Source organism: Ruegeria sp. CL6 (assembly GCF_056536465.1).
The window spans coordinates 834402-853476 of sequence record NZ_JBQFPR010000002.1; the positions used below are offsets into that span (position 1 = coordinate 834402).

The 19075-nt window shown below is 58.3% G+C and carries 19 protein-coding genes; 7 read left to right on the forward strand and 12 right to left on the reverse strand.

Features of this window, described 5'->3' with window-relative positions:
* Positions 1–36 precede the first annotated feature (36 nt).
* Both ACR0LH_RS09010 and ACR0LH_RS09015 read right to left on the reverse strand, forming a co-directional pair.
* Positions 37–405, reverse strand: coding sequence for a YigZ family protein (locus tag ACR0LH_RS09010; RefSeq protein WP_480720607.1), 369 nt, complete (start codon positions 403–405; stop codon positions 37–39).
* A complete protein-coding gene (locus ACR0LH_RS09015) occupies positions 402–1109 on the reverse strand; it encodes a M48 family metallopeptidase (RefSeq protein WP_170411375.1) in 708 nt (235 codons plus the stop codon). Before ACR0LH_RS09015 ends, ACR0LH_RS09010 begins: the two co-directional genes overlap by 4 nt.
* A 123-nt stretch (positions 1110–1232) precedes the next feature.
* Between ACR0LH_RS09015 and ACR0LH_RS09020 the strand changes: the two genes are divergently transcribed.
* The 3 genes from ACR0LH_RS09020 to ACR0LH_RS09030 all read left to right on the forward strand — a co-directional run bounded on the left by ACR0LH_RS09020 (position 1233) and on the right by ACR0LH_RS09030 (position 3036).
* Positions 1233–1478, forward strand: coding sequence for a hypothetical protein (locus ACR0LH_RS09020; protein ID WP_170384710.1), 246 nt, complete (start codon positions 1233–1235; stop codon positions 1476–1478).
* A 284-nt stretch (positions 1479–1762) separates the two neighbouring features.
* On the forward strand, positions 1763–2341 hold the full coding sequence (locus ACR0LH_RS09025; protein WP_480720608.1) for a nitroreductase family protein: 579 nt from the start codon (positions 1763–1765) through the stop codon (positions 2339–2341).
* Complete coding sequence (locus ACR0LH_RS09030) at positions 2341–3036, forward strand: EI24 domain-containing protein (protein WP_480720705.1); 696 nt, start codon at positions 2341–2343, stop codon at positions 3034–3036. The genes ACR0LH_RS09025 and ACR0LH_RS09030 overlap by 1 nt, the downstream gene beginning before the upstream one ends.
* 3 nt (positions 3037–3039) lie before the next feature.
* Here the strand turns inward: ACR0LH_RS09030 and ACR0LH_RS09035 are convergent, their stop codons facing one another.
* Entirely contained in the window at positions 3040–3315 is a 276-nt protein-coding gene (locus ACR0LH_RS09035) for a DUF1467 family protein (protein ID WP_170616151.1), read from the reverse strand.
* Positions 3316–3336: 21 nt separating this feature from the next.
* Entirely contained in the window at positions 3337–3741 is a 405-nt protein-coding gene (gene mce, locus ACR0LH_RS09040; protein ID WP_170384716.1) for a methylmalonyl-CoA epimerase, read from the reverse strand.
* A 136-nt stretch (positions 3742–3877) separates the two neighbouring features.
* Here mce and ACR0LH_RS09045 point away from each other — a divergent pair, with 136 nt between their 5' ends.
* Positions 3878–4594: a response regulator gene (locus ACR0LH_RS09045; RefSeq protein WP_480720610.1), complete on the forward strand. Its 717-nt coding sequence runs from the start codon at positions 3878–3880 to the stop codon at positions 4592–4594.
* Positions 4595–4729 (forward strand): hypothetical protein, encoded by a 135-nt coding sequence (locus tag ACR0LH_RS09050; RefSeq protein ID WP_480720611.1) that lies wholly within the window; start codon positions 4595–4597, stop codon positions 4727–4729. It abuts the gene before it with no gap.
* Positions 4730–4789: 60 nt separating this feature from the next.
* Here the strand turns inward: ACR0LH_RS09050 and aspS are convergent, their stop codons facing one another.
* From aspS to ACR0LH_RS09070, 4 genes are all read right to left on the reverse strand, one after another.
* A complete protein-coding gene (aspS, locus tag ACR0LH_RS09055) occupies positions 4790–6565 on the reverse strand; it encodes an aspartate--tRNA ligase (protein WP_480720612.1) in 1776 nt (591 codons plus the stop codon).
* Between the two features lie 79 nt (positions 6566–6644).
* Positions 6645–7316, reverse strand: a complete 672-nt coding sequence (locus tag ACR0LH_RS09060; protein WP_480720613.1) for a CPBP family intramembrane glutamic endopeptidase — start codon at positions 7314–7316, stop codon at positions 6645–6647.
* Entirely contained in the window at positions 7313–7960 is a 648-nt protein-coding gene (locus ACR0LH_RS09065; protein WP_480720615.1) for an aminotransferase class IV family protein, read from the reverse strand. Before ACR0LH_RS09065 ends, ACR0LH_RS09060 begins: the two co-directional genes overlap by 4 nt.
* Positions 7915–9042, reverse strand: a complete 1128-nt coding sequence (locus tag ACR0LH_RS09070; RefSeq protein WP_480720707.1) for an aminodeoxychorismate synthase component I — start codon at positions 9040–9042, stop codon at positions 7915–7917. The genes ACR0LH_RS09065 and ACR0LH_RS09070 overlap by 46 nt, the downstream gene beginning before the upstream one ends.
* Positions 9043–9218: 176 nt before the next feature.
* On the opposite strand from ACR0LH_RS09070, the gene carB reads away from it, so the two are divergent.
* The gene (gene carB / locus ACR0LH_RS09075) at positions 9219–12563 is read left to right on the forward strand and encodes a carbamoyl-phosphate synthase large subunit (RefSeq protein WP_480720616.1); all 3345 of its coding nucleotides are present in this window, start codon (positions 9219–9221) and stop codon (positions 12561–12563) included.
* A gap of 59 nt (positions 12564–12622) precedes the next feature.
* On the opposite strand, the gene ACR0LH_RS09080 is transcribed toward carB, so the two are convergent.
* The 3 genes from ACR0LH_RS09080 to ACR0LH_RS09090 are packed head-to-tail and all read right to left on the reverse strand — an operon-like array spanning position 12623 to position 17185.
* Positions 12623–15673 carry an efflux RND transporter permease subunit gene (locus ACR0LH_RS09080; protein ID WP_480720618.1) on the reverse strand — a complete coding sequence of 1017 codons (3051 nt, stop codon included), beginning with the start codon at positions 15671–15673 and terminating at the stop codon, positions 12623–12625.
* A 10-nt stretch (positions 15674–15683) separates the two neighbouring features.
* Positions 15684–16721: an efflux RND transporter periplasmic adaptor subunit gene (locus ACR0LH_RS09085; protein ID WP_480720619.1), complete on the reverse strand. Its 1038-nt coding sequence runs from the start codon at positions 16719–16721 to the stop codon at positions 15684–15686.
* Positions 16718–17185 (reverse strand): MarR family transcriptional regulator, encoded by a 468-nt coding sequence (locus ACR0LH_RS09090; protein WP_170384747.1) that lies wholly within the window; start codon positions 17183–17185, stop codon positions 16718–16720. The genes ACR0LH_RS09085 and ACR0LH_RS09090 overlap by 4 nt, the downstream gene beginning before the upstream one ends.
* Positions 17186–17355: 170 nt before the next feature.
* On the opposite strand from ACR0LH_RS09090, the gene ACR0LH_RS09095 reads away from it, so the two are divergent.
* Positions 17356–18480, forward strand: a complete 1125-nt coding sequence (locus ACR0LH_RS09095; protein ID WP_480720620.1) for a beta-ketoacyl-ACP synthase III — start codon at positions 17356–17358, stop codon at positions 18478–18480.
* Between the two features lie 78 nt (positions 18481–18558).
* Here ACR0LH_RS09095 and ACR0LH_RS09100 read toward each other — a convergent pair whose 3' ends face one another.
* Positions 18559–19020 (reverse strand): hypothetical protein, encoded by a 462-nt coding sequence (locus ACR0LH_RS09100; protein ID WP_170484157.1) that lies wholly within the window; start codon positions 19018–19020, stop codon positions 18559–18561.
* Positions 19021–19075: the final 55 nt, after the last annotated feature.

Consider the following 19075-nt stretch of genomic DNA (forward strand, 5'->3'; position numbering starts at 1 on the left):
GATAGACGATGCCCCGGCACAGGCATTTGACTCAGGTCAAGACCCGGCCGCTATGTGATCAAGGTAGGCGCGTGTGGCATCCTGAACGCGGCGAAAGCGATCTCCGCCAAGTTTCTTGCCGCCATACCACCGCGTGACGATGATGACGTGACCCTCCAGTTCCGCACGCTCCATCATGCGCAGGATCACCATGCCTGCGCCACTTTCGCCATCGTCGGCTTTCAACGCGCCGGTTGATAGCATAGCCGCCCAGGTATTGTGCGTCGCCTTGGCATAGCTTTTGTCTGACTTCAGTTCCTGCAAGACGGCATCTACATCCTCACGCGTGGTCACAGGCGCGCCGGTGACCGCATATTTCGATCCGCGATCCGTCAGAACAACTCCCAACCGCGTCAGTGCTGTCATTGGGTCAGCCCAAGTTGGCGCGCGGTTTCAACGACGATCTGCACGCGCTGCTGGTTGGGTGGGTGCGTTCCCAGAAAACTATCGTCAGGATCAGGGAGGCGATCAAAATACTTGGCCCCGATCAAGGGGTTGTAACCAGCCTTGAAGGTGATGACCGTACCGAGCTGATCCGCCTCTAGTTCAAAATCCTTGATGTAAACCTGCGCCCCCACCTGCGCGCCCAGTTTCTGTGCCTTTTCCACATCGGCCCCGTCTGCACCGCCCAGCCGAGCCAGTTCACCGAAAATCTCGGCGCTTTCGCGTGCGTTCACGGTTTGGCGAGGTATATGCCGCAGGATGTGATGAGCCGCCTCGTGCCCCATGACAAAAGCCAGTTCATCGGGGTTCTGGGCAGACTGGATCATCGAGCGGGTGAAAATGATGACAGGCTGGTTATTGTCGTCCAGCGTCTGAAATGCATTGGCCGGAGCCTTGGGGTCCAGGTCAACCAAGATCGTAAAGTCGCAATTGGTGACGTCGGACCGCGTCAGACACTCTGTTCTTGCTTGCTGTCCGACCTTCTGACTGATCTCCTGAAACTTGATAGCTTCGACCCGGAAATCGTCCGTATCCTGCTGCCATTCGGCCGCCGGTTGAACGCGCAGGATTTCGGCTTCGCAGGCCGCCAGCATCAGGGGAAGCAACAGATAGGTCAGACGGCGCATGGATCATCCTTTGAAACGGTCTTGCCGTTTTATTTGACCATAGCGTGGTCGCAAAGGGACCGCCACAGCATGATTGCGACTGAACGGGTTGCATTGCAATCAATCGCCCTGCACTGTTGCCTTATGTTTTCGATAGAGCATGAATTCGACTCGACGGTGATCACCCTGGTGGATGAAGGCGCCAAGCCTTTGCAAGAGGATGTGGTTATCAATAATTTCGCTGAATGTGTAACGCTGGAACAACTGGACCCGCGCACGGACACGGTGCAGAAAATCACCCTGTCGCCCGAACAGGTACGAGACCTCGCAGCCGCGCTGGACTTACCCGAAGGCGTCTATCAAATTCACGAAAAGCCCCATCCAGGTTGATAGACCAACCCCGCGCCTCATGCCCGAACAGTCGCAAACTTAGACGACGCCCCATGTGATGCGCTTGGGGCGCGGCTTCAACCGCGACACCACCCTGAGTCGCCAAATTGTTCAGTATTAGTGGGTTATGCGGCTACAGTCTGGTCATTCTTCCCGCCAGACCGCAAACGCCCTTGCAAGGCTGACCATTGGATGAAATTGATCTGGGCGACCCAACCGTTTGCCCTTGAAACCCGCCAGGCGTTAGACCAGATACACATTGCCCATGTAAAGGAAGTTAACATATGTCCTTGAAGAATCCGGCCGCCTTGGAGTTTCTGCAATCGCGCCGGTCACGTCCTGCAAAAACACTTATGGCTCCGGCCCCGTCGCGCGAAGAATTGATGCCGTTGCTGACTGCGGCCGCGCGTAGCCCGGATCATGGCAAGCTGGAACCCTGGCGTTTTATCGTCCTCGAAAAAGGCGCGATGCCACGACTGTCGGCTTTGACGCAGGAGTGCGGAGAACGACTGGGTAAATCCCCCGAAGACATCGCAAAAGCCCGCAGCCAGTTCGACATGGGTCATCTTGCTGTTGCGGTGGTAGAAGTGCAAAAGCCTTCCGAAAAAGTTCCGGCCATCGAACAAACCTATTCAGCGGGGGCAGTATGCCTTGGCCTGCTAAACGCCGCGCTCGCCTCGGGCTGGGGTGCGAACTGGTTGTCAGGCTGGCAGACCCATGATGCCGAATTTTGCCGCTCTGTTTTCGGGCTACAGGACAACGAGCGCGTGGCCGGATTGATTCATATCGCAACAGAAGGCGCCACGCCTCCTGAACGTCCGCGTCCTGACGTTGCCTCTCTGACCGAATGGGTGTCCGAATGATGATCCTGAACGCATTCTTTGCGGCCCTGGGCCAGATCGGCGATGCCAAGTTCCGTGCCGTATTGCTGCGCGGCGTCGGCCTGACCATCGCCCTGTTGATTGCCGCTTGTGCGGCGGCAATCTGGCTGATCAATTGGCTATCCAGTGGTGAAATTTCATTGCCCTTTATCGGCGCAGTGCCGTGGCTCAACGACGTGCTGAACTATTCTGGCATCTTCGTGGTGCTGATTCTTCCGGTTTTTCTGATGATGCCCATCGCCTCGGCCATTATCTCGATGTTTCTGGAAGAGGTCGCGGAAGCCGTTGAGGATAAACACTATCCCAACTTGCCCAAAGTGCCCGGAATTCCGTTCAGCGAAGGCGTCCGCGACGCCATCAGCTTTATGGGTGTTCTGATCGCAGCAAACCTTTTGGCTCTGATCCTTTACGCGATCTTCACACCGCTGGCCCCGTTTATCTTTTGGGCAATGAACGGCTTCCTGCTGGGTCGAGAATACTTCACGTTGGCCGCGATGCGTCGGATCGGACGCGAGGGCGCGCGCAAGCTGCGCTCCAAACACTCCACTACCATTTGGCTCGCAGGCACTCTGATGGCGATTCCGCTGTCGGTGCCATTGGTGAACCTGGTTATTCCCATCATAGGCGCCGCCACGTTCACTCATATCTACCACAAGCTGTCAGGGTCGGCACCCTGACGCTTAATCGCGCGATTCCAACTGGTTCAGCCAATCGAAATCGCGCACCGAGATCACCCCAGAAATGATGATCCCCGCGATGATCGCCCACAGCACCACCGATATACCGGTGGTGATCCACATCTTCTTTTTCATGTGATGAACTTCGGGCGCTCCGGCATGTGTGCCCGGCACTATATCACCCATGTCGCCCTGCGTCTTGATGCGGATCGGCAGAACGATAAGCAGCGTCATGAACCAGATGACGGCAAACAGAACAAGTGCAGCTGTGATGGTCATGACGCCACTCCGAAACTTGACTTAAACCTGTTCTAGCTCGACCAGACAGCCATTAAAGTCCTTGGGATGCAGGAAAAGGACCGGCTTGCCGTGCGCCCCGATCTTGGGTTCGCCCGACCCCAGAACCCGGGCACCGGTTTCCTTCAGGTGATCGCGCGCGGCGATGATATCTTCCACCTCATAGCAGACATGATGGATGCCGCCCGAAGGATTCTTTTCGAGAAACCCATTGATTGGGCTGTCATCGCCAAGCGGGTAAAGAAGTTCGATCTTGGTGTTGGGCAGTTCGATAAAAACCACCGTCACGCCGTGATCGGGTTCATCCTGCGGCGCGCCGACCTTGGCGCCCAGCGCGTTGCGGTACTGGGCGGAAGCAGCCTCTAGATCGGGAACTGCAATGGCGACGTGGTTCAGGCGACCAATCATAGAACTCTCCTCTGTTCTCAGTGTTGCAGCGGTTATGGGGACTGTTCCAGCAAAGAACAAGTGCGCCAAATTGCCGTTAACGTGGTGTTAGCCAGAAGTTCCTAGCGTCAAGCATCTGCTGAATAGGAGTTCTGCCATGGACGATTCGTGCCCCATTTCTTCGCACGCGCAGCCGACCGCCACACGGCCACTGCTGGGTCAAACGATTTTGGTTGTTGAGGACAGTCGCTATACCTGCGACGCGATCCGCCTCATGTGTCTTCATTCGGGCGCGCGCATTCGGCGCGCGGATTGTTTGAAGTCAGCCAGGCGTCATCTGCAAATCTACCGCCCATCCGTCATTTTGATCGACATGGGCCTGCCCGACGGATCTGGCGCTGAGCTTATCGCGGAACTGGTCGACGCCACGCCGCGGATCGGAGCTATTTTGGGCATGTCAGGCGACGACAACACCGAACCGACCGCACTCGCGGCCGGAGCCGACGGCTTTCTTGAGAAACCTCTCAATTCTCTGGCGTATTTCCAGACTTCTATTCTGGAGCGCCTGCCCGAAGACCGCCGCCCTCACAGCCTTCATGCCGTTCGGGATGAGGTCATCACCCCGGACCATATGGCATATCAGGACGACATGGCGCACATCGCCGATGTACTGGCCGGGCCAAATGATCACCGCTCATTGGACTATGCGGCGCAGTTCCTGCGCGGCGTGGCCCGTGACGCAGGTGACACGGTCCTGGCTGACGCGGCACGACAGCTTGCGAAGTCGCGGTGTGACGGAACGCCCGTCACTGCCGTGGTCGCGCAGTTAGCTGGAATTGTTCAATCCCGTCTGGCACAGCGCGAGGCGATCTGAATGGCAACAGCCTATTTCGTGACCGCCACAATCCTGAGTATTTGGGTATATGCACAGACTCGCACGGCGGCCCGCAACATTCGGCAGGCGCGGACAAAACTGCGCGATCCGATTGAAAGAACCGGTCAGCTTTGAAGGCGTCACGAAAGGCTGAACCGACGGCTAGGCGCCGTCGATTCAGCGGTAAGTTTTGGCTTACTCCTGGGGGATAATCCGCAGCCCCAGTTCCATCAACTGATCCGAGGTCGGGTCAGACGGCGCATCCATCATCAGGTCTTCGGCGCGCTGGTTCATCGGGAACATCATGACCTCGCGGATATTGGCCTCATCCGCCAACAGCATCACGATCCGGTCGATGCCCGCAGCACAACCACCGTGCGGCGGCGCGCCATAGTGGAACGCATTGAACAAGGCACCAAAGCGGGATTTCACTTCATCCTCACCATAGCCCGCCAGTTCAAAGGCTTTCAGCATGATTTCCGGCTTGTGGTTCCGGATCGCACCCGAGACCAGCTCATACCCGTTACAGGCCAGATCGTACTGATATCCGCGCACGTCCAGAGGATCACCCTGCAGCGCCTCCATCCCGCCCTGCGGCATCGAGAACGGGTTGTGTTCAAAATCGATCGCGCCGGTTTCCTCGTCCTGCTCATAGATCGGGAAATCAACGATCCAGGCAAAAGCAAAGCGGTCTTTTTCGGTGAGGCCAAGTTCTTCGCCGATCACGTCGCGCGCCTTACCGGCGACCTTTTCAAAGGCTTTCGGCTTGCCACCCAGGAAGAACGCCGCATCGCCGACACCCAGACCCAGCTGCTGACGGATCGCCTCGGTGCGCTCGGGGCCGATGTTCTTGGCCAGCGGTCCTGCGGCCTCCATCCCTTCGCCCTGATCGCGCCAGAAGATGTAGCCCATCCCCGGCAGACCCTCTTTCTGAGCGAACGCGTTCATACGGTCACAGAACTTACGGCTGCCACCACTCGGCGCTGGGATCGCGCGAATTTCGGTGCCTTCCTGCTCTAGCAGCTTCGCGAAAATCGCGAAGCCAGACCCGCGGAAGTGGTCGGAGACCACTTGCATTTTAATAGGGTTACGCAGGTCCGGCTTGTCGGTGCCGTACCACAGGGCCGCGTCCTTGTAGGAGATTTGCGGCCACTCCTGATCCACCTTGCGGCCACCGCCGAATTCCTCGAACACACCGGTCAGAACGGGCTGGATTGTGTCGAACACGTCCTGCTGCTCGACAAAGGACATCTCAAGGTCAAGCTGGTAGAAATCGGTGGGCGAGCGGTCGGCGCGCGGGTCTTCATCACGGAAACACGGCGCAATCTGGAAATACTTATCGAAGCCCGACACCATGATCAGCTGCTTGAACTGCTGAGGTGCCTGCGGCAGCGCGTAGAACTTGCCCGGATGCAGGCGCGAGGGCACCAGAAAGTCGCGCGCACCTTCGGGGGACGAGGCCGTGATGATCGGCGTCTGGTATTCGCGGAAGCCCTGATCCCACATGCGTTTGCGCATCGAGGACACGACGTCCGAGCGCAGGGTCATGTTCTGCTGCATCGCCTCACGGCGCAGGTCCAGATAGCGATAGCGCAGGCGGGTTTCCTCCGGGTATTCCTGATCGCCGAACACCATCAGCGGCAGTTCGTCGGCCGCGCCCAGCACTTCCAACTCGCGCACGTAAACCTCAACCTCGCCAGTGGGCAGTTTCGGGTTCACCAGTTCCGGGTCACGTGCCTTGACGGTTCCGTCGATGCGGATACACCATTCCGAGCGGACCTTCTCCAGCTCGGCGAAGGCAGCGCTGTCACCGTCGCACAGAACTTGTGTCACTCCGAAATGATCGCGCAGGTCGATGAACAGCACGCCGCCGTGATCTCGGACACGATGCACCCAACCGGACAGGCGGACGGTTTCACCAACATTGGCGGCGGTCAGAGCGGCGCAGGTGTGGCTGCGATAGGCGTGCATGGATCATATCCCTTCGGGCGCAGAATTCGTCGCGCCGATACACCCTGTCAGGCTTGGAAAGTCAAGGTGGGTCAGCCCGTCAAAACGGCCTTTGCACGTTGCCCGAGTAGAAATAGATGCCCAGACCCGCCGCAAAGATGATGTTCCCTGCAATCGCGTGCAGCAGCACCGCGTAGAAAAACGAGCCGCGTCTGCGATAGGCCCATGTGAACAGCAGCCCGCCACCAAAGGTCATGATGGCAACGATCCAGCTCCAATACATTAGGTGAGCCAGTGAAAACAGGGACGCATTCAGCAGGTAAAAGGCGCGGCCATCCGGCAGGATCGCGTGGTATCGGCGGTAAAACAGGACGCGGAACAGCAATTCCTGCGGCAATGCCGAGATCAAAGGATAGAAAGTCCAGATGACGATCAGAAACTCGGGCCGGTTGCGCAGTAGAACGAATGCGGCCTCGGGCTTCGTGGACATCACAAGCGCGCTGCAAAATACCGTCATTGCGATGGCAAAAATTGCCACTTCGCCCCAAGACCAGTTACGCCAGTTGTATCGCAGCTCAGCCCAGGCAAAGCCCGGCGTATAGTGCAAAAGCAATATGCCCAGCGCCGCAAAGGTGAACAGGGATGGGAACATCCAATTCGGCGGGAAGAACACCGCGATCAGAACCGGGACCGCCACGAAGAACAGCCCAAACTCCATTCGCAACCGCAAAAGCGGTGCCGCGCGGTCGGCCCAATCGGTTTGTTTGCTCACTCTGCCGCCAACTCCGCTCGGATCAGACCACGCAAGGAATTTCCTACGAAGACTTTTTCCGCATTTCGCAGATCGGTCAAGGTCAGAGCGGCCTCGGCAACTTGTTTATTATCAAGCAATTCTTCGCGCAGGATGCCGGGCAGCAAACCGCTGGATAGCGCGGGCGTCAGGCAACGACCATCCGGCATGAGCAAGAACAGGTTGGTGATCGTGCCCTCGCACAGTTCTTCGCGGTCATTGAGAAACAGAAACTCGTCGATCCCCTTGGGCAGCGCAGCGCGGGCCGTATCATAAAGCGCCCGTTGCGTTGTCTTATGTTGCAGCCAGATATCCGAGGCTGTCAGGCGCTGATCCGCCACAGCCACCCGCCAGACCGGAGGGTTCTCGGCCAAAGCCCCAGTCGTAACCTCAAACTCGCCGTTCGCAGCCAAGGTCAAACGACAGCGCAAAGGCGAAGTCCCGGCGACACGATCCAGCGCCTCCTCTGCCTCTTGCGTTCCGAACGGTATCCCCAACGCCTTGGCGGTGCGGCCCATCCGCGCCAGATGACGATCACGGCGCACAAAGCCCTGCTCCGGCCGGAATGCCAGCGTTTCGATTATGCGGAAGTCAGGGTCATCTGGCGGGCGAAGCGGGCCTTCCATAGCGCCTCCTCATATTCTGACGGGGCGGTGCTGTCCCAGACGACGCCGCCACCCACGTTTAAGGTCGCCTTGCCATCCTCGACCATCAACGTGCGGATTGCCACGTTGAATTCTGACCGCCCATCCGGGGCCGCCCAACCGATCGCACCACAATAGATATCGCGCGGCCAGGGCTCGAGGTCGGACAGAATCTCCATCGCGCGGATCTTGGGCGCGCCAGTGATCGAGCCGCAGGGGAACAAGGCCATCAGGATATCCGACAGCTCGGCCCCCAGATGCAACTGCGCCTGCACCAATGAGATCATCTGGTGCACGGTCGCATAGGTCTCGACCTTGAACAGCTCGGGCACTTTGACCGAGCCGGGCAGCGCGACACGGCTGATATCGTTGCGCAGCAAGTCTACGATCATCAGGTTTTCGGCCCGGTTCTTTTGGTCCACTGACAAAAATTCGCGACGTCGCGCGTCCTCGGCCATATCCTCGCTGCGGGGCTGAGTACCCTTCATCGGGCGCGTTTCGATCCCACGGTCCGTATCGGTACGAAAGAACAGCTCGGGCGAGCGGCTAAGCAGATCGGGCAGGCCGTCCTGCTGTACAAGCGCGCCGTGCCCCACCGGCTGACCTGACGCAAGTGCGGCGTATAAAGCGGCGCTGTCGCCCTCGACTGTCAGATCGATCGGAAAGGTCAGATTGGCCTGATAGATGTCGCCTGCGCCGATGGCGTCGTGGACCTGCTGAAACGCGCGGGCGTATCGTGCCTCGTCCCAGCGCGGCACAAACCCGGTGATTCCACCACTGGCGGCTGGCAGATCGTTGCGAACCGGCGCGTCGTAAACACCGAAACACAGCAAAGGCAGGCGGCGGTTGTCCGGCATCCGGGCTGCAAGGCGAGGCTCCAGCACATATCCCAGCTCGTAACTCGCATAGCCTGCCAACCACCCGCCTTCGGCGCGCGCTGCATCCAGCGCCGCCAACGCCTGGGGCACATCCTCCGCCGTGTCAGCGCGGATCACATTGGCGGGCCTGTCAAAACTGGTTCCCGGCCCCGCCGGGCCATGATCAAAACGAATACGCAAGTGCATCCTCATTTGCCGTGCTGCGCGGTATAGAGGATAAGGCGGCAAGGGAAAGAGGGGAAAGCGGCAATTTCGCCGCCGTTTCCGATACCCCTTGAACCTTTTCGCGCGGTCCCTATAACGCAGGACAATTTGGGCGCTTGGGGGCGCCCTGACTCGCGAACAATCGAAGGAACGTGGCCATGCCCAGAAGAACCGACATCCAGTCGATCATGATCATTGGGGCGGGCCCCATTGTTATTGGTCAAGCCTGCGAGTTCGACTATTCCGGCGCGCAAGCGTGTAAAGCGCTGCGGGAAGAAGGGTATCGGGTTATCCTGGTGAACTCAAACCCGGCCACCATCATGACTGATCCCGGTCTGGCCGATGCCACCTATATCGAGCCGATCACCCCCGAGGTTGTCGCCAAGATCATCGAGAAAGAGCGCCCAGACGCCCTGCTGCCCACCATGGGCGGTCAGACCGGTCTGAACACGTCGCTCGCGCTCGAGGAAATGGGCGTTCTGGATAAATTCGGCGTTGAGATGATCGGCGCCAAGCGCGACGCCATCGAAATGGCCGAAGACCGCGCCCTGTTCCGCGAAGCGATGGACCGGCTGGGCATCGAAAACCCCAAGGCCGAGATCGTAACAGCCCCCAAGGACGCGGACGGCAAGAAAGACCTGGACGCAGGTGTGGCGCTGGCTTTGGAGACACTCGAAACGGTCGGCCTGCCAGCCATCATCCGTCCCGCCTTTACACTGGGCGGCACCGGTGGCGGCGTGGCCTATAACCGCGAGGATTATATCCATATTTGCCGCACAGGTATGGATGCCTCCCCTGTTGGCCAAATCCTGATCGACGAAAGCCTGCTGGGTTGGAAAGAGTATGAGATGGAGGTGGTCCGCGACACCGCCGACAACGCTATCATCGTCTGTTCCATCGAAAACGTGGACCCGATGGGTGTGCATACCGGGGACTCGATCACCGTGGCCCCTGCCCTGACGCTGACCGACAAAGAATATCAGATCATGCGCAATCACTCGATTGCCGTGCTGCGCGAGATCGGGGTCGAAACCGGCGGGTCGAACGTACAATGGGCCATCAACCCGGACGATGGCCGGATGGTTGTAATCGAGATGAACCCGCGCGTGTCGCGCTCGTCGGCGCTGGCGTCCAAGGCAACCGGTTTCCCGATTGCCAAGATCGCAGCAAAACTGGCCGTGGGCTACACGCTGGACGAGTTGGACAACGACATTACCAAGGTCACGCCCGCCTCGTTCGAGCCGACCATTGACTATGTCGTGACAAAAATCCCGAAATTCGCCTTCGAGAAATTCCCGGGGTCCGAGCCCTACCTGACCACCGCGATGAAGTCGGTGGGAGAGGCCATGTCCATCGGTCGCACGATCCACGAATCGATGCAAAAGGCTCTGGCCTCGATGGAGTCGGGTCTGACCGGATTTGATGAAATCGAAATTCCCGGCCTGAACGTGGGTCTGTGGGACGAAGCTGATGACAAGGCCGCCGTCATCAAGGCGATCAGTCAGCAAACGCCGGATCGTCTGCGCACCATTGCGCAGGCCATGCGCCACGGCCTGACCGACGACGAAATCTTTGGTGTAACCAAGTTCGACCCGTGGTTCCTGGCCCGCATCCGCGAGATCATCGAAGCCGAGCGTCAGATTCGCAAAGACGGCCTGCCCGTCACCGAGGAAGGCATCCGCAAACTCAAGATGCTTGGTTTCACCGACGCGCGTTTGGGCAACCTGACCGGCCGGGATGAGGACAACGTCCGCCGCGCCCGCCGCAATCTGGGCGTTAAGGCCGTATTCAAACGTATCGACACCTGCGCCGCCGAGTTCGAGGCGCAGACGCCCTATATGTACTCGACCTACGAAGCCCCGATGATGGGTGAAGTCGAATGTGAGGCGCGCCCGAGCGACCGGAAAAAGGTTGTCATTCTGGGCGGTGGCCCAAACCGGATCGGTCAGGGGATCGAGTTTGACTATTGTTGCTGTCACGCCTGTTTCGCACTGACCGAAGCGGGCTATGAGACCATCATGGTCAACTGCAACCCCGAGACGGTCAGCACCGACTATGACACCTCGGACCGTCTGTATTTCGAGCCGCTGACCTTTGAACACGTCATGGAAATCCTGACGAAAGAACAGGAAAACGGCACGCTGCACGGTGTAATCGTTCAGTTCGGCGGTCAAACGCCGCTGAAACTGGCCAATGCGCTCGAGGCTGAGGGCATTCCGATCCTCGGCACCACGCCCGACGCGATTGACCTGGCCGAAGACCGTGAACGGTTCCAGGCTCTGGTCAACGATCTGGGTTTGAAACAGCCCAAGAACGGTATCGCCTCGACCGACGAACAGGCGCTTGAGATCGCGGACGAGATCGGCTTCCCGCTGGTCATCCGCCCCTCATACGTTCTGGGCGGGCGCGCGATGGAAATCGTGCGCGATATGGAGCAGTTGAAGCGCTACATAAACGAGGCCGTCGTGGTCTCGGGCGACAGCCCCGTTCTGCTGGACAGCTATCTGGCCGGAGCGGTTGAACTGGACGTGGACGCGCTGTGCGACGGCACCGATGTACACGTCGCTGGCATCATGCAGCATATCGAAGAAGCCGGCGTACATTCGGGCGACTCGGCCTGTTCGTTGCCGCCCTATTCGCTGTCCAAGGATATCCTCGACCAGATCAAGGATCAGGCGTTCAAACTGGCCAAGGCGCTGAACGTTGTGGGCCTGATGAACGTGCAGTTCGCGATTAAGGATGGCAAGATTTACCTGATCGAAGTGAACCCGCGCGCCTCGCGCACGGTGCCGTTTGTCGCAAAAGCCACCGACAGCGCAATCGCGTCCATTGCGGCGCGCATCATGGCGGGTGAAAAACTCTCGGCCTTCCCGATGCGCCCTGCATACAAAGAGGGTCAGGACACCAAGATCGCCGACCAGATGACTCTGGCCGACCCGGACATGCCGTGGTTCTCGGTGAAAGAGGCCGTACTGCCCTTTGCCCGCTTCCCCGGTGTCGACACCATTCTGGGGCCGGAAATGCGTTCCACCGGCGAGGTCATGGGCTGGGACCGTGACTTCCCGCGCGCCTTCCTCAAGGCGCAGATGGGGGCCGGAATGGTTCTGCCCTCCGAGGGCCGCGCATTTATCTCGATCAAGGATGCCGACAAGACCTCTGCAATGCTGGAGGCCGCACAGGTGCTGACCGCACAGGGCTTCTCGCTGGTCGCCACACGCGGCACGCAATCGTGGCTGGCGGAAAAAGGTGTGGCCTGCGACGTGGTCAACAAGGTCTATGAGGGCCGCCCGGACGTGGCAGACATGCTGAAAGATGGTCAAGTGCAGTTGGTGATGAACACCACCGAGGGCGCACAGGCGGTCGAGGACAGCAAGGCCATCCGCTCGATCGCGCTTTATGACAAGATCCCCTACTTCACTACGGCGGCCGCCAGCCATGCGGCAGCCTTGGCGATCAAGGCGCAGGCCGAAGGCGATGTTGAGGTCAAGTCCCTGCAGGGCTGACCTCACCGCCCAAACCAGAATAAAGCAAAACCCCCGGTCATCGACCGGGGGTTTTTCATTTAAACAACAGGTTGCGGAGCCTTCTTTCGCCTATCCTCTGGTAGAAAGAACACCAAGTAGAACACTGGCGCAGCGACCATCGTCAGTATGGTGGCAAAGGCCAGTCCTCCCATGATCGTCACCGCCATCGACTTGAAGAACGCATCTGTCAACAACGGCGCCATGCCAAGAATTGTGGTGATCGCCGCCAGCATCACCGGACGCAGCCGCGAGACCGACGCTTCGATGATCGACTCGCGCAGCCCCTTGCCGGTTTCGCGGACAAGGTCGATTTCTTCGACCAGAACGATCCCGTTCTTGATCAGCATACCGGACAGGCTGAGCAGGCCCAACAGGGCTGTAAAGGTGAACGGCAGACCGGTTCCCAACAGGCCGATCACCACGCCGTTGACCGACATCGGCACAAGCAACCAGATAATGATCGGCTGGCGAACGGCGTTGAAGATCAAAACAGAGATCAAGACCATGATCAGCAGGCTCAGAGGCAACTGCCGGCCAAGGCTTTCATTCGCGTCCCCCGCATTTTCAAACTCACCACCCCACTCCATGCGATAGCCGGTCGGAAGGTCCATGGTTTCAATGGCGCTGCGCACTTCGGAATGAACCTGCGCCGCCGTCAGGTCAGACGGGATATCCGCCCCGACTGTGACGGTCAGCACCCTGTCGCGGCGATGTACCAACGTGTTCACAGCCTTGTATTCAAACCCGTCAACCATTTGCTCGATGGGGACGAACTTTCCGGATTGATCCGAGAAAACCACCTGATCGACGATCGAGTAATCTCCGTCTGCGGGTCGCCGCAGAATAATCGGGATCAGGCGATCGCGTTCGCGCAACATGCCGCCAGATATCCCGTCTGTCGAGAATTGCAGCGTGGCGGCAATATCCTCGCGCGTGACTCCGGCGGTCTGCGCCCGTTCGGTCGCATAGATCGGCTGCACCACGAGTTCCTTCTCGCGCCAATCGTGGTGCACGTTCAGAACGTTGTCCGACGCGTCTCGCATCCGCAAAACGGCCTCATCCGCAAGCTGCCGCAATACGGCCGGGTCACTGCCCGAGAAACGTGCCTGAATTGGATCGCCGCCACCGGGACCAAATACCAGACGCCGGGTCCGGAATTCGCCCTCTGGGAACTGGGCCGTACCAAAGGCCTCGAGCTCCGCCTGCAACGGCGGAATATCATCCAGCGTTTTTGTGCGGATGATCAGATGGCCGTAGCTCGGGTTAGGCTTTTCCGCGGAATAGGTCAGAAGAAAACGGGTCGCCCCCTGCCCCACGAATGTCGTGACAGAAACCACTTCTTCACGCTCGGCAAGCCAGGCTTCAAACACAGCCATATCCTCTGAGGTCCGAGAGATCGGAGTGCCCTGCGGCAGCTTGTAGTGGACGAAAAACAAAGGCGTGTTGGAGTCAGGGAAAAACTGCTGCTTCACAAGACCAAAACCGGCGAAACAGGCGACTGTCACCCCAACCAGACCGGCAATCACCAGCCAGCGGAACCGCAACGCCCAGCGCAGGATAGTGCCGTAGATGCGGAACATGATTCCACCATAAGCGTCCACTGCGCCCTCTTTCCCCTGCTTGAAAAAGTAGTGACCCAGCAGCGGGGTTACGGTCAGCGCCAGCACCCAGCTCAGAAGCAGCGAGATACCTATCACGGCAAATAGCGAGAACAGGAATTCGCCTGTCGCATCAGGGCTGAGGCCGATACCCGCAAAGGCCATGATCCCGATGATCGTAGCACCCAACAGCGGTATCTGCGTCTTGGATGCAGCCTCGTCCGCGGCCTCGCGTGAGGTCTTGCCCCGCAACATCGCGATCTGCATGCCCTCGGCAACCACGATGGCATTGTCCACCAACATCCCCATTGCGATGATCAGCGCGCCCAGCGAAATCCTCTCCATCTCGATCGAGAAGATCGACATGAACAGAAGCGTGCCGACAACGGTTAGCAACAGGGTCGTGCCGACAACGATCGCCGCGCGCCACCCCATGAACAGCGCCAGCACTGCAACCACAATGGTTACGGACAGCGCGAGATTCACGAGGAAATCGTTCGAGGCTTGTTCAACCACGACATGTTGCTGATAGATCGGCTGGATTTCCACGCCGAACGGAACCTGAGAATCCAGCTCGGCAAACTTGGCGTCGGCCCGCTTGCCGACCTCGACAATATTTTCCGACGACAGGCCAGCAATGCCCAGCGTGAAAGCCTCGGACCCGTCAAAGCGGATGACGACGTCTGGATCGGTTTGACGCCCGCGATAGACGTCGGACATGTCAAACAGGTTGATCACCTGCCCCTGAGACCCCACGGACAGACCAGCAATGGCTGAAACACTGTCGGACCCTTCTGCTGTCAGAATGGTTGTTCGTTCATTCTCGGTTCTGACCGAGCCCGACGCATTCACCGAGTCTGCATTGGCAATGGCTTGGTTGATCGCCTGAATAGGCACGTTCTGGTTCACCGTGATCGCCAGATCAGGCTCGACGAAGATTGCCTCCTCAGGCAGTCCCATCACCTCGACATCGGCCACGCCTTCGACAGTCAGCAATTCGCGGCGCAAAAAGGTTGAAAGCTCGTGCTTTTCGGCGTCAGAGAACCCGTCCGCAGTCACGGCGTAGAACAATCCAAACACATCGCCAAAGCCGTCATTGACCCGCGGCTCACCTACGCCCGAAGGCAGTTGTCCTGCGGCGTCACGCATCTTGGCGCGCAGTTTGGTCCACACATCAGGCAGTTCCGTGCCGTCATAGGTGGATTTGATTTCAACCTCGATCAGCGAGAAACCGGGCTGGTTGATCGAAGTAATTGTATCAACCTCGCCCATCTGCTGAATGGCCGATTCCAAAGGTTCGGACACTTCCAGCGCGACTTGCTCTGCCGTAGCACCGGGATATTGAGTGGAAATGACCGCGTTCTTGATGGTGAAGGCCGGATCCTCAAGCCGACCCAGCGACAAGAACCCCCAGATACCGCCAAGCAAGGCAATCAGGATGATCAGCCAAGTGTAGATCGGGCGGTCGATGGATGCGCGTGCAATGTTCATCCGTCAGCCCTCAGTTCGCAAAGCCGACAAAGCGGCGCACGGCCTGTCCGTCGGTCAGCGCGCCACCCCCGGCAACAACGATCTCATCCCCGCTGTTTAGACCTGTCAGGACGCGGACATCACCGGATTGCGTTGGCTCGATCGTGACCGGAGCACGGCGAATGGTGCCTTCATCTGCACCAACAGGCGAAAACACCATGACGCCCAACGCGCCCTCAGCATCGGCGACAATAGCGGTAGAGGGCACGATGATGCCTGTGCGGTGATCCTGCACCTGCACGTTTACCGTCACCGACGATCCGGGCAGAATTTGCAACCCTTCAGGAGGAGTTAGCCCAAACTGGATGCGAAATGTCTGCCCCACGCTCGACGATTCTGCATCGAATTCACGGATCTGCAACGGAAAGACCTCGTCGCTGACAGGGAATTTGGCGGTGATTTCGATGTCATCCTGCTGGCCCGAGCGCTGGAAAAGAATCTCGGGCACGTCGACTTCGATCCGCAGTTCGGACATGTCGTGAATACGCACGATCGGGGTTCCGGCCGACACAGTGGTAAAGGATTCGACCGCACGACTTGAAACCAGAGCGTCAAACGGTGCCGTCAGAGTGGCCTGTTCCAGATCGTATTGCGCATCGCGCACTGCAATTTCAGCAAGCTGCGCGGCGGTTTCAGCGTCATCCACGGCCACCTGGCTGGCTGCAGTCCCCCGCAAACGCGACAGACGCGCCAAGGTGCGATCCGCCTGATCCTTTTGCAGCACGGCCCGGTCATACCGGCGTTGGAACGGTTCCTGATCCAACTGCGCGATCAATTCATCTTTGGGGATCACGAAACCCTCGGTGACGGGAAGTTGGACGATCTGCCCGGCCACTTGAAAAGCCAGATCGACCGTCTGCCGGGCTGCAACCCGGCCAAAAAACTGACGCGAAAATCCAGGAGACGTTTCCTGAACCACCATGAGCTTGACCGGTTTCGCAGTGTCCTGCGCGGCCAAAGGTGTCGCAAGTATCATCAGAGCAACGCTCAGAGCGGAGAAGATCTTCATTTCGTCAATCCCTCAGGAATTCCTGTTTTCAGAATGTTTTCGCGGATTTTCCGGGCAAGCCGCGCGAATTCAGCGGTTTCGGCGTCATTCAGACCTGACGCCCGGTGAAACAGCTCGCCTGCCTCAGACAGAATCTTCTGTCGCATTTCCAGCCCCTTGCCTGACAGAACCAACAGCCACGCGCGCCGGTCTTCCGGGTCACGCTGACGTTTCAGGTAACCCGCCGCCTCAAGCGCGTCGGCGGTTGAGGTAATGGTCGATGGCACAGTCAACATGTCCGCCGCCAAAACGCCCATACGTTTTGGCTGATCAAGCTTGATCATCATGTGGCATTCCTGTTGGCTCAGCTCGACATCGATAAGGTCCAGGCTTTCCTGCAGCTTCCAGTAGAGCGCATACACCCCCAGCATCGCCTGCATTTCAGGGCTAAGCCGATTTACAATTTCACTGTCATCAAGGGTCATAGGCCGAATCCGTTTCAGAGTTCGTTGTCGCGATATACTTCGAAAAATGAAATATTCAACAAGTGAAGTGGATTTGCCTTTATTCTTTGATATTCCCTTGGGTCAATCTACCTTGAACTAACCCCAAGTTGACTGCATTTTGGGCAAATTCGAGATTTCCAGGGACTGTCATGTACACGCCAGCTATCACCGGCACCGGTGTCTTCACACCAGAGAACGTTATCACGAACGCTGAACTCGTTACGGCGTTCAATGCTTATGCCGACAAGATGAACGCCAAGAATGCAGACGCTATTGCAGCAGGTGAGATGGAGCCTATGCAACATTCGTCCGAGGAGTTCATCCTGAAAGCCTCTGGTATCGAAAACCGTTACGTGATGGACAAAAGCGGTGTCCTGGACCCCGACGTCATGCACCCCCTTCTGCGTCAACGCAGCGATGACGAGTTGGGCATCATGACCGAAATGGCCGTGGACGCCTGCAAGAAAGCACTGGCGCAAGCCGGGCGCACGGCGGAAGACGTCGATCTGGTGATCTGCGCAGCCTCTAACCACGAGCGCGCGTACCCCGCTATTGCGATCGAGATTCAGCAGGCACTGGGCATAAACGGCTTTGGCTTTGATATGAATGTCGCCTGTTCTTCGGCCACCTTCGGTATTCAGGCCGCCGCCGACATGGTCCGGTCAGGCTCGGTCAAAAGTGCGCTGGTCGTGAACCCCGAAATTTGCACCGGACATCTGGAATGGCGTGACCGGGATTGCCACTTCATCTTTGGCGATGTCGCAACGGCAACCTTGATCGAGCGGATCGAAGACGCGGACGGCCCGCATTTCGAGATCCTCTCGACACGTTGTGCCACCGAGTTCTCGAACAACATCCGCAACAACAACGGATTTCTGCGCCGTACCCGCCCTGCTGGGCTGGAGGATCGCCGCGACATGCAGTTCATGCAGAATGGTCGGAAGGTGTTCAAAGAAGTTTTGCCGATGGTCAGCAAGCACATCGCCGACCATATGGAATCCGAGGGTGTCAACAGCGAAAACCTAAAACGGCTGTGGCTGCATCAAGCCAACAAAACGATGAACGATTTCATCGGGAAGAAAGTTCTGGGTCGCGAGCCTGCGCCAGAAGAACAGCCCAACATCCTACAGGACTATGCCAACACGTCCTCGGCTGGTTCGATCATTGCGTTTTCAAAATATTCTGAAGATTTCGCCGAGGGCGAAGTCGGTCTGATCTGCTCTTTCGGGGCCGGGTATTCCGTAGGATCGGTGATCGTAAAACGCCACGGGTGACGCAAGTTTCCTGACAAACCAGAATCCCTAGATGATAGCGTCGGCCGTGCCCCTATTCAACGCGTAAGAGCAGCGGGTTCAGCTAACGCTTTCTTCTTCAAGGTGCAGCTTCATCTCAATCAACACCTGTTGCAGAAGGCTGGTTTCTTTCAACAGGCGCTTCGCTTCGTTCACGGTGATAATACCGTCTTCGATCGCGGCCTGATATTCGGTCATGAGCATAGCGAACCGCTGACTCAGAGCGATTACGTCCGAGTTCACCCCCCCTGTGCGCGGGGTGTCGGCGTTCCGCCCGTCATATGACAGCGTTATGTTCTTGAGATCGGCCAGCGCCGACGTCACATGCGGGAAGTTTGCCACAGCCTCTAGCCGCGCCACCGAGTCCACAGGCATGAACCGATCGGCATGTTCGGCATTGTCAGAGTAATATCGGCCCAAAGTCGCCTTGGACTTGCCGGTAATCTCACAAGCGGATTCGATTCCAACGTCCTTAACCAACGCTTCGGTATGCTTTTTCAGATAGGCCCCGATATCTGCCATGTTTTAACCTCTGTTGCCTGCCGCCCTACCGCATCTACCATTGCGGGGGAAAGGG

What these genes read in the sequence shown, in the direction of transcription:
- ACR0LH_RS09090 (WP_170384747.1), bottom strand. Translation starts at nt 17,185, where the DNA reads ATGACCCTTGATGACAGTGAAATTGTAAATCGGCTTAGCCCTGAAATG.
- aspS (WP_480720612.1), bottom strand. Translation starts at nt 6,565, where the DNA reads ATGCACGCCTATCGCAGCCACACCTGCGCCGCTCTGACCGCCGCCAAT.
- ACR0LH_RS09095 (WP_480720620.1), top strand. Translation starts at nt 17,356, where the DNA reads ATGTACACGCCAGCTATCACCGGCACCGGTGTCTTCACACCAGAGAAC.
- ACR0LH_RS09010 (WP_480720607.1), bottom strand. Translation starts at nt 405, where the DNA reads ATGACAGCACTGACGCGGTTGGGAGTTGTTCTGACGGATCGCGGATCG.
- ACR0LH_RS09100 (WP_170484157.1), bottom strand. Translation starts at nt 19,020, where the DNA reads ATGGCAGATATCGGGGCCTATCTGAAAAAGCATACCGAAGCGTTGGTT.
- ACR0LH_RS09065 (WP_480720615.1), bottom strand. Translation starts at nt 7,960, where the DNA reads ATGGAAGGCCCGCTTCGCCCGCCAGATGACCCTGACTTCCGCATAATC.
- mce (WP_170384716.1), bottom strand. Translation starts at nt 3,741, where the DNA reads ATGATTGGTCGCCTGAACCACGTCGCCATTGCAGTTCCCGATCTAGAG.
- ACR0LH_RS09015 (WP_170411375.1), bottom strand. Translation starts at nt 1,109, where the DNA reads ATGCGCCGTCTGACCTATCTGTTGCTTCCCCTGATGCTGGCGGCCTGC.
- ACR0LH_RS09030 (WP_480720705.1), top strand. Translation starts at nt 2,341, where the DNA reads ATGATCCTGAACGCATTCTTTGCGGCCCTGGGCCAGATCGGCGATGCC.
- ACR0LH_RS09035 (WP_170616151.1), bottom strand. Translation starts at nt 3,315, where the DNA reads ATGACCATCACAGCTGCACTTGTTCTGTTTGCCGTCATCTGGTTCATG.
- ACR0LH_RS09085 (WP_480720619.1), bottom strand. Translation starts at nt 16,721, where the DNA reads ATGAAGATCTTCTCCGCTCTGAGCGTTGCTCTGATGATACTTGCGACA.
- ACR0LH_RS09025 (WP_480720608.1), top strand. Translation starts at nt 1,763, where the DNA reads ATGTCCTTGAAGAATCCGGCCGCCTTGGAGTTTCTGCAATCGCGCCGG.
- ACR0LH_RS09020 (WP_170384710.1), top strand. Translation starts at nt 1,233, where the DNA reads ATGTTTTCGATAGAGCATGAATTCGACTCGACGGTGATCACCCTGGTG.
- ACR0LH_RS09045 (WP_480720610.1), top strand. Translation starts at nt 3,878, where the DNA reads ATGGACGATTCGTGCCCCATTTCTTCGCACGCGCAGCCGACCGCCACA.
- ACR0LH_RS09080 (WP_480720618.1), bottom strand. Translation starts at nt 15,673, where the DNA reads ATGAACATTGCACGCGCATCCATCGACCGCCCGATCTACACTTGGCTG.
- ACR0LH_RS09070 (WP_480720707.1), bottom strand. Translation starts at nt 9,042, where the DNA reads ATGCACTTGCGTATTCGTTTTGATCATGGCCCGGCGGGGCCGGGAACC.
- carB (WP_480720616.1), top strand. Translation starts at nt 9,219, where the DNA reads ATGCCCAGAAGAACCGACATCCAGTCGATCATGATCATTGGGGCGGGC.
- ACR0LH_RS09050 (WP_480720611.1), top strand. Translation starts at nt 4,595, where the DNA reads ATGGCAACAGCCTATTTCGTGACCGCCACAATCCTGAGTATTTGGGTA.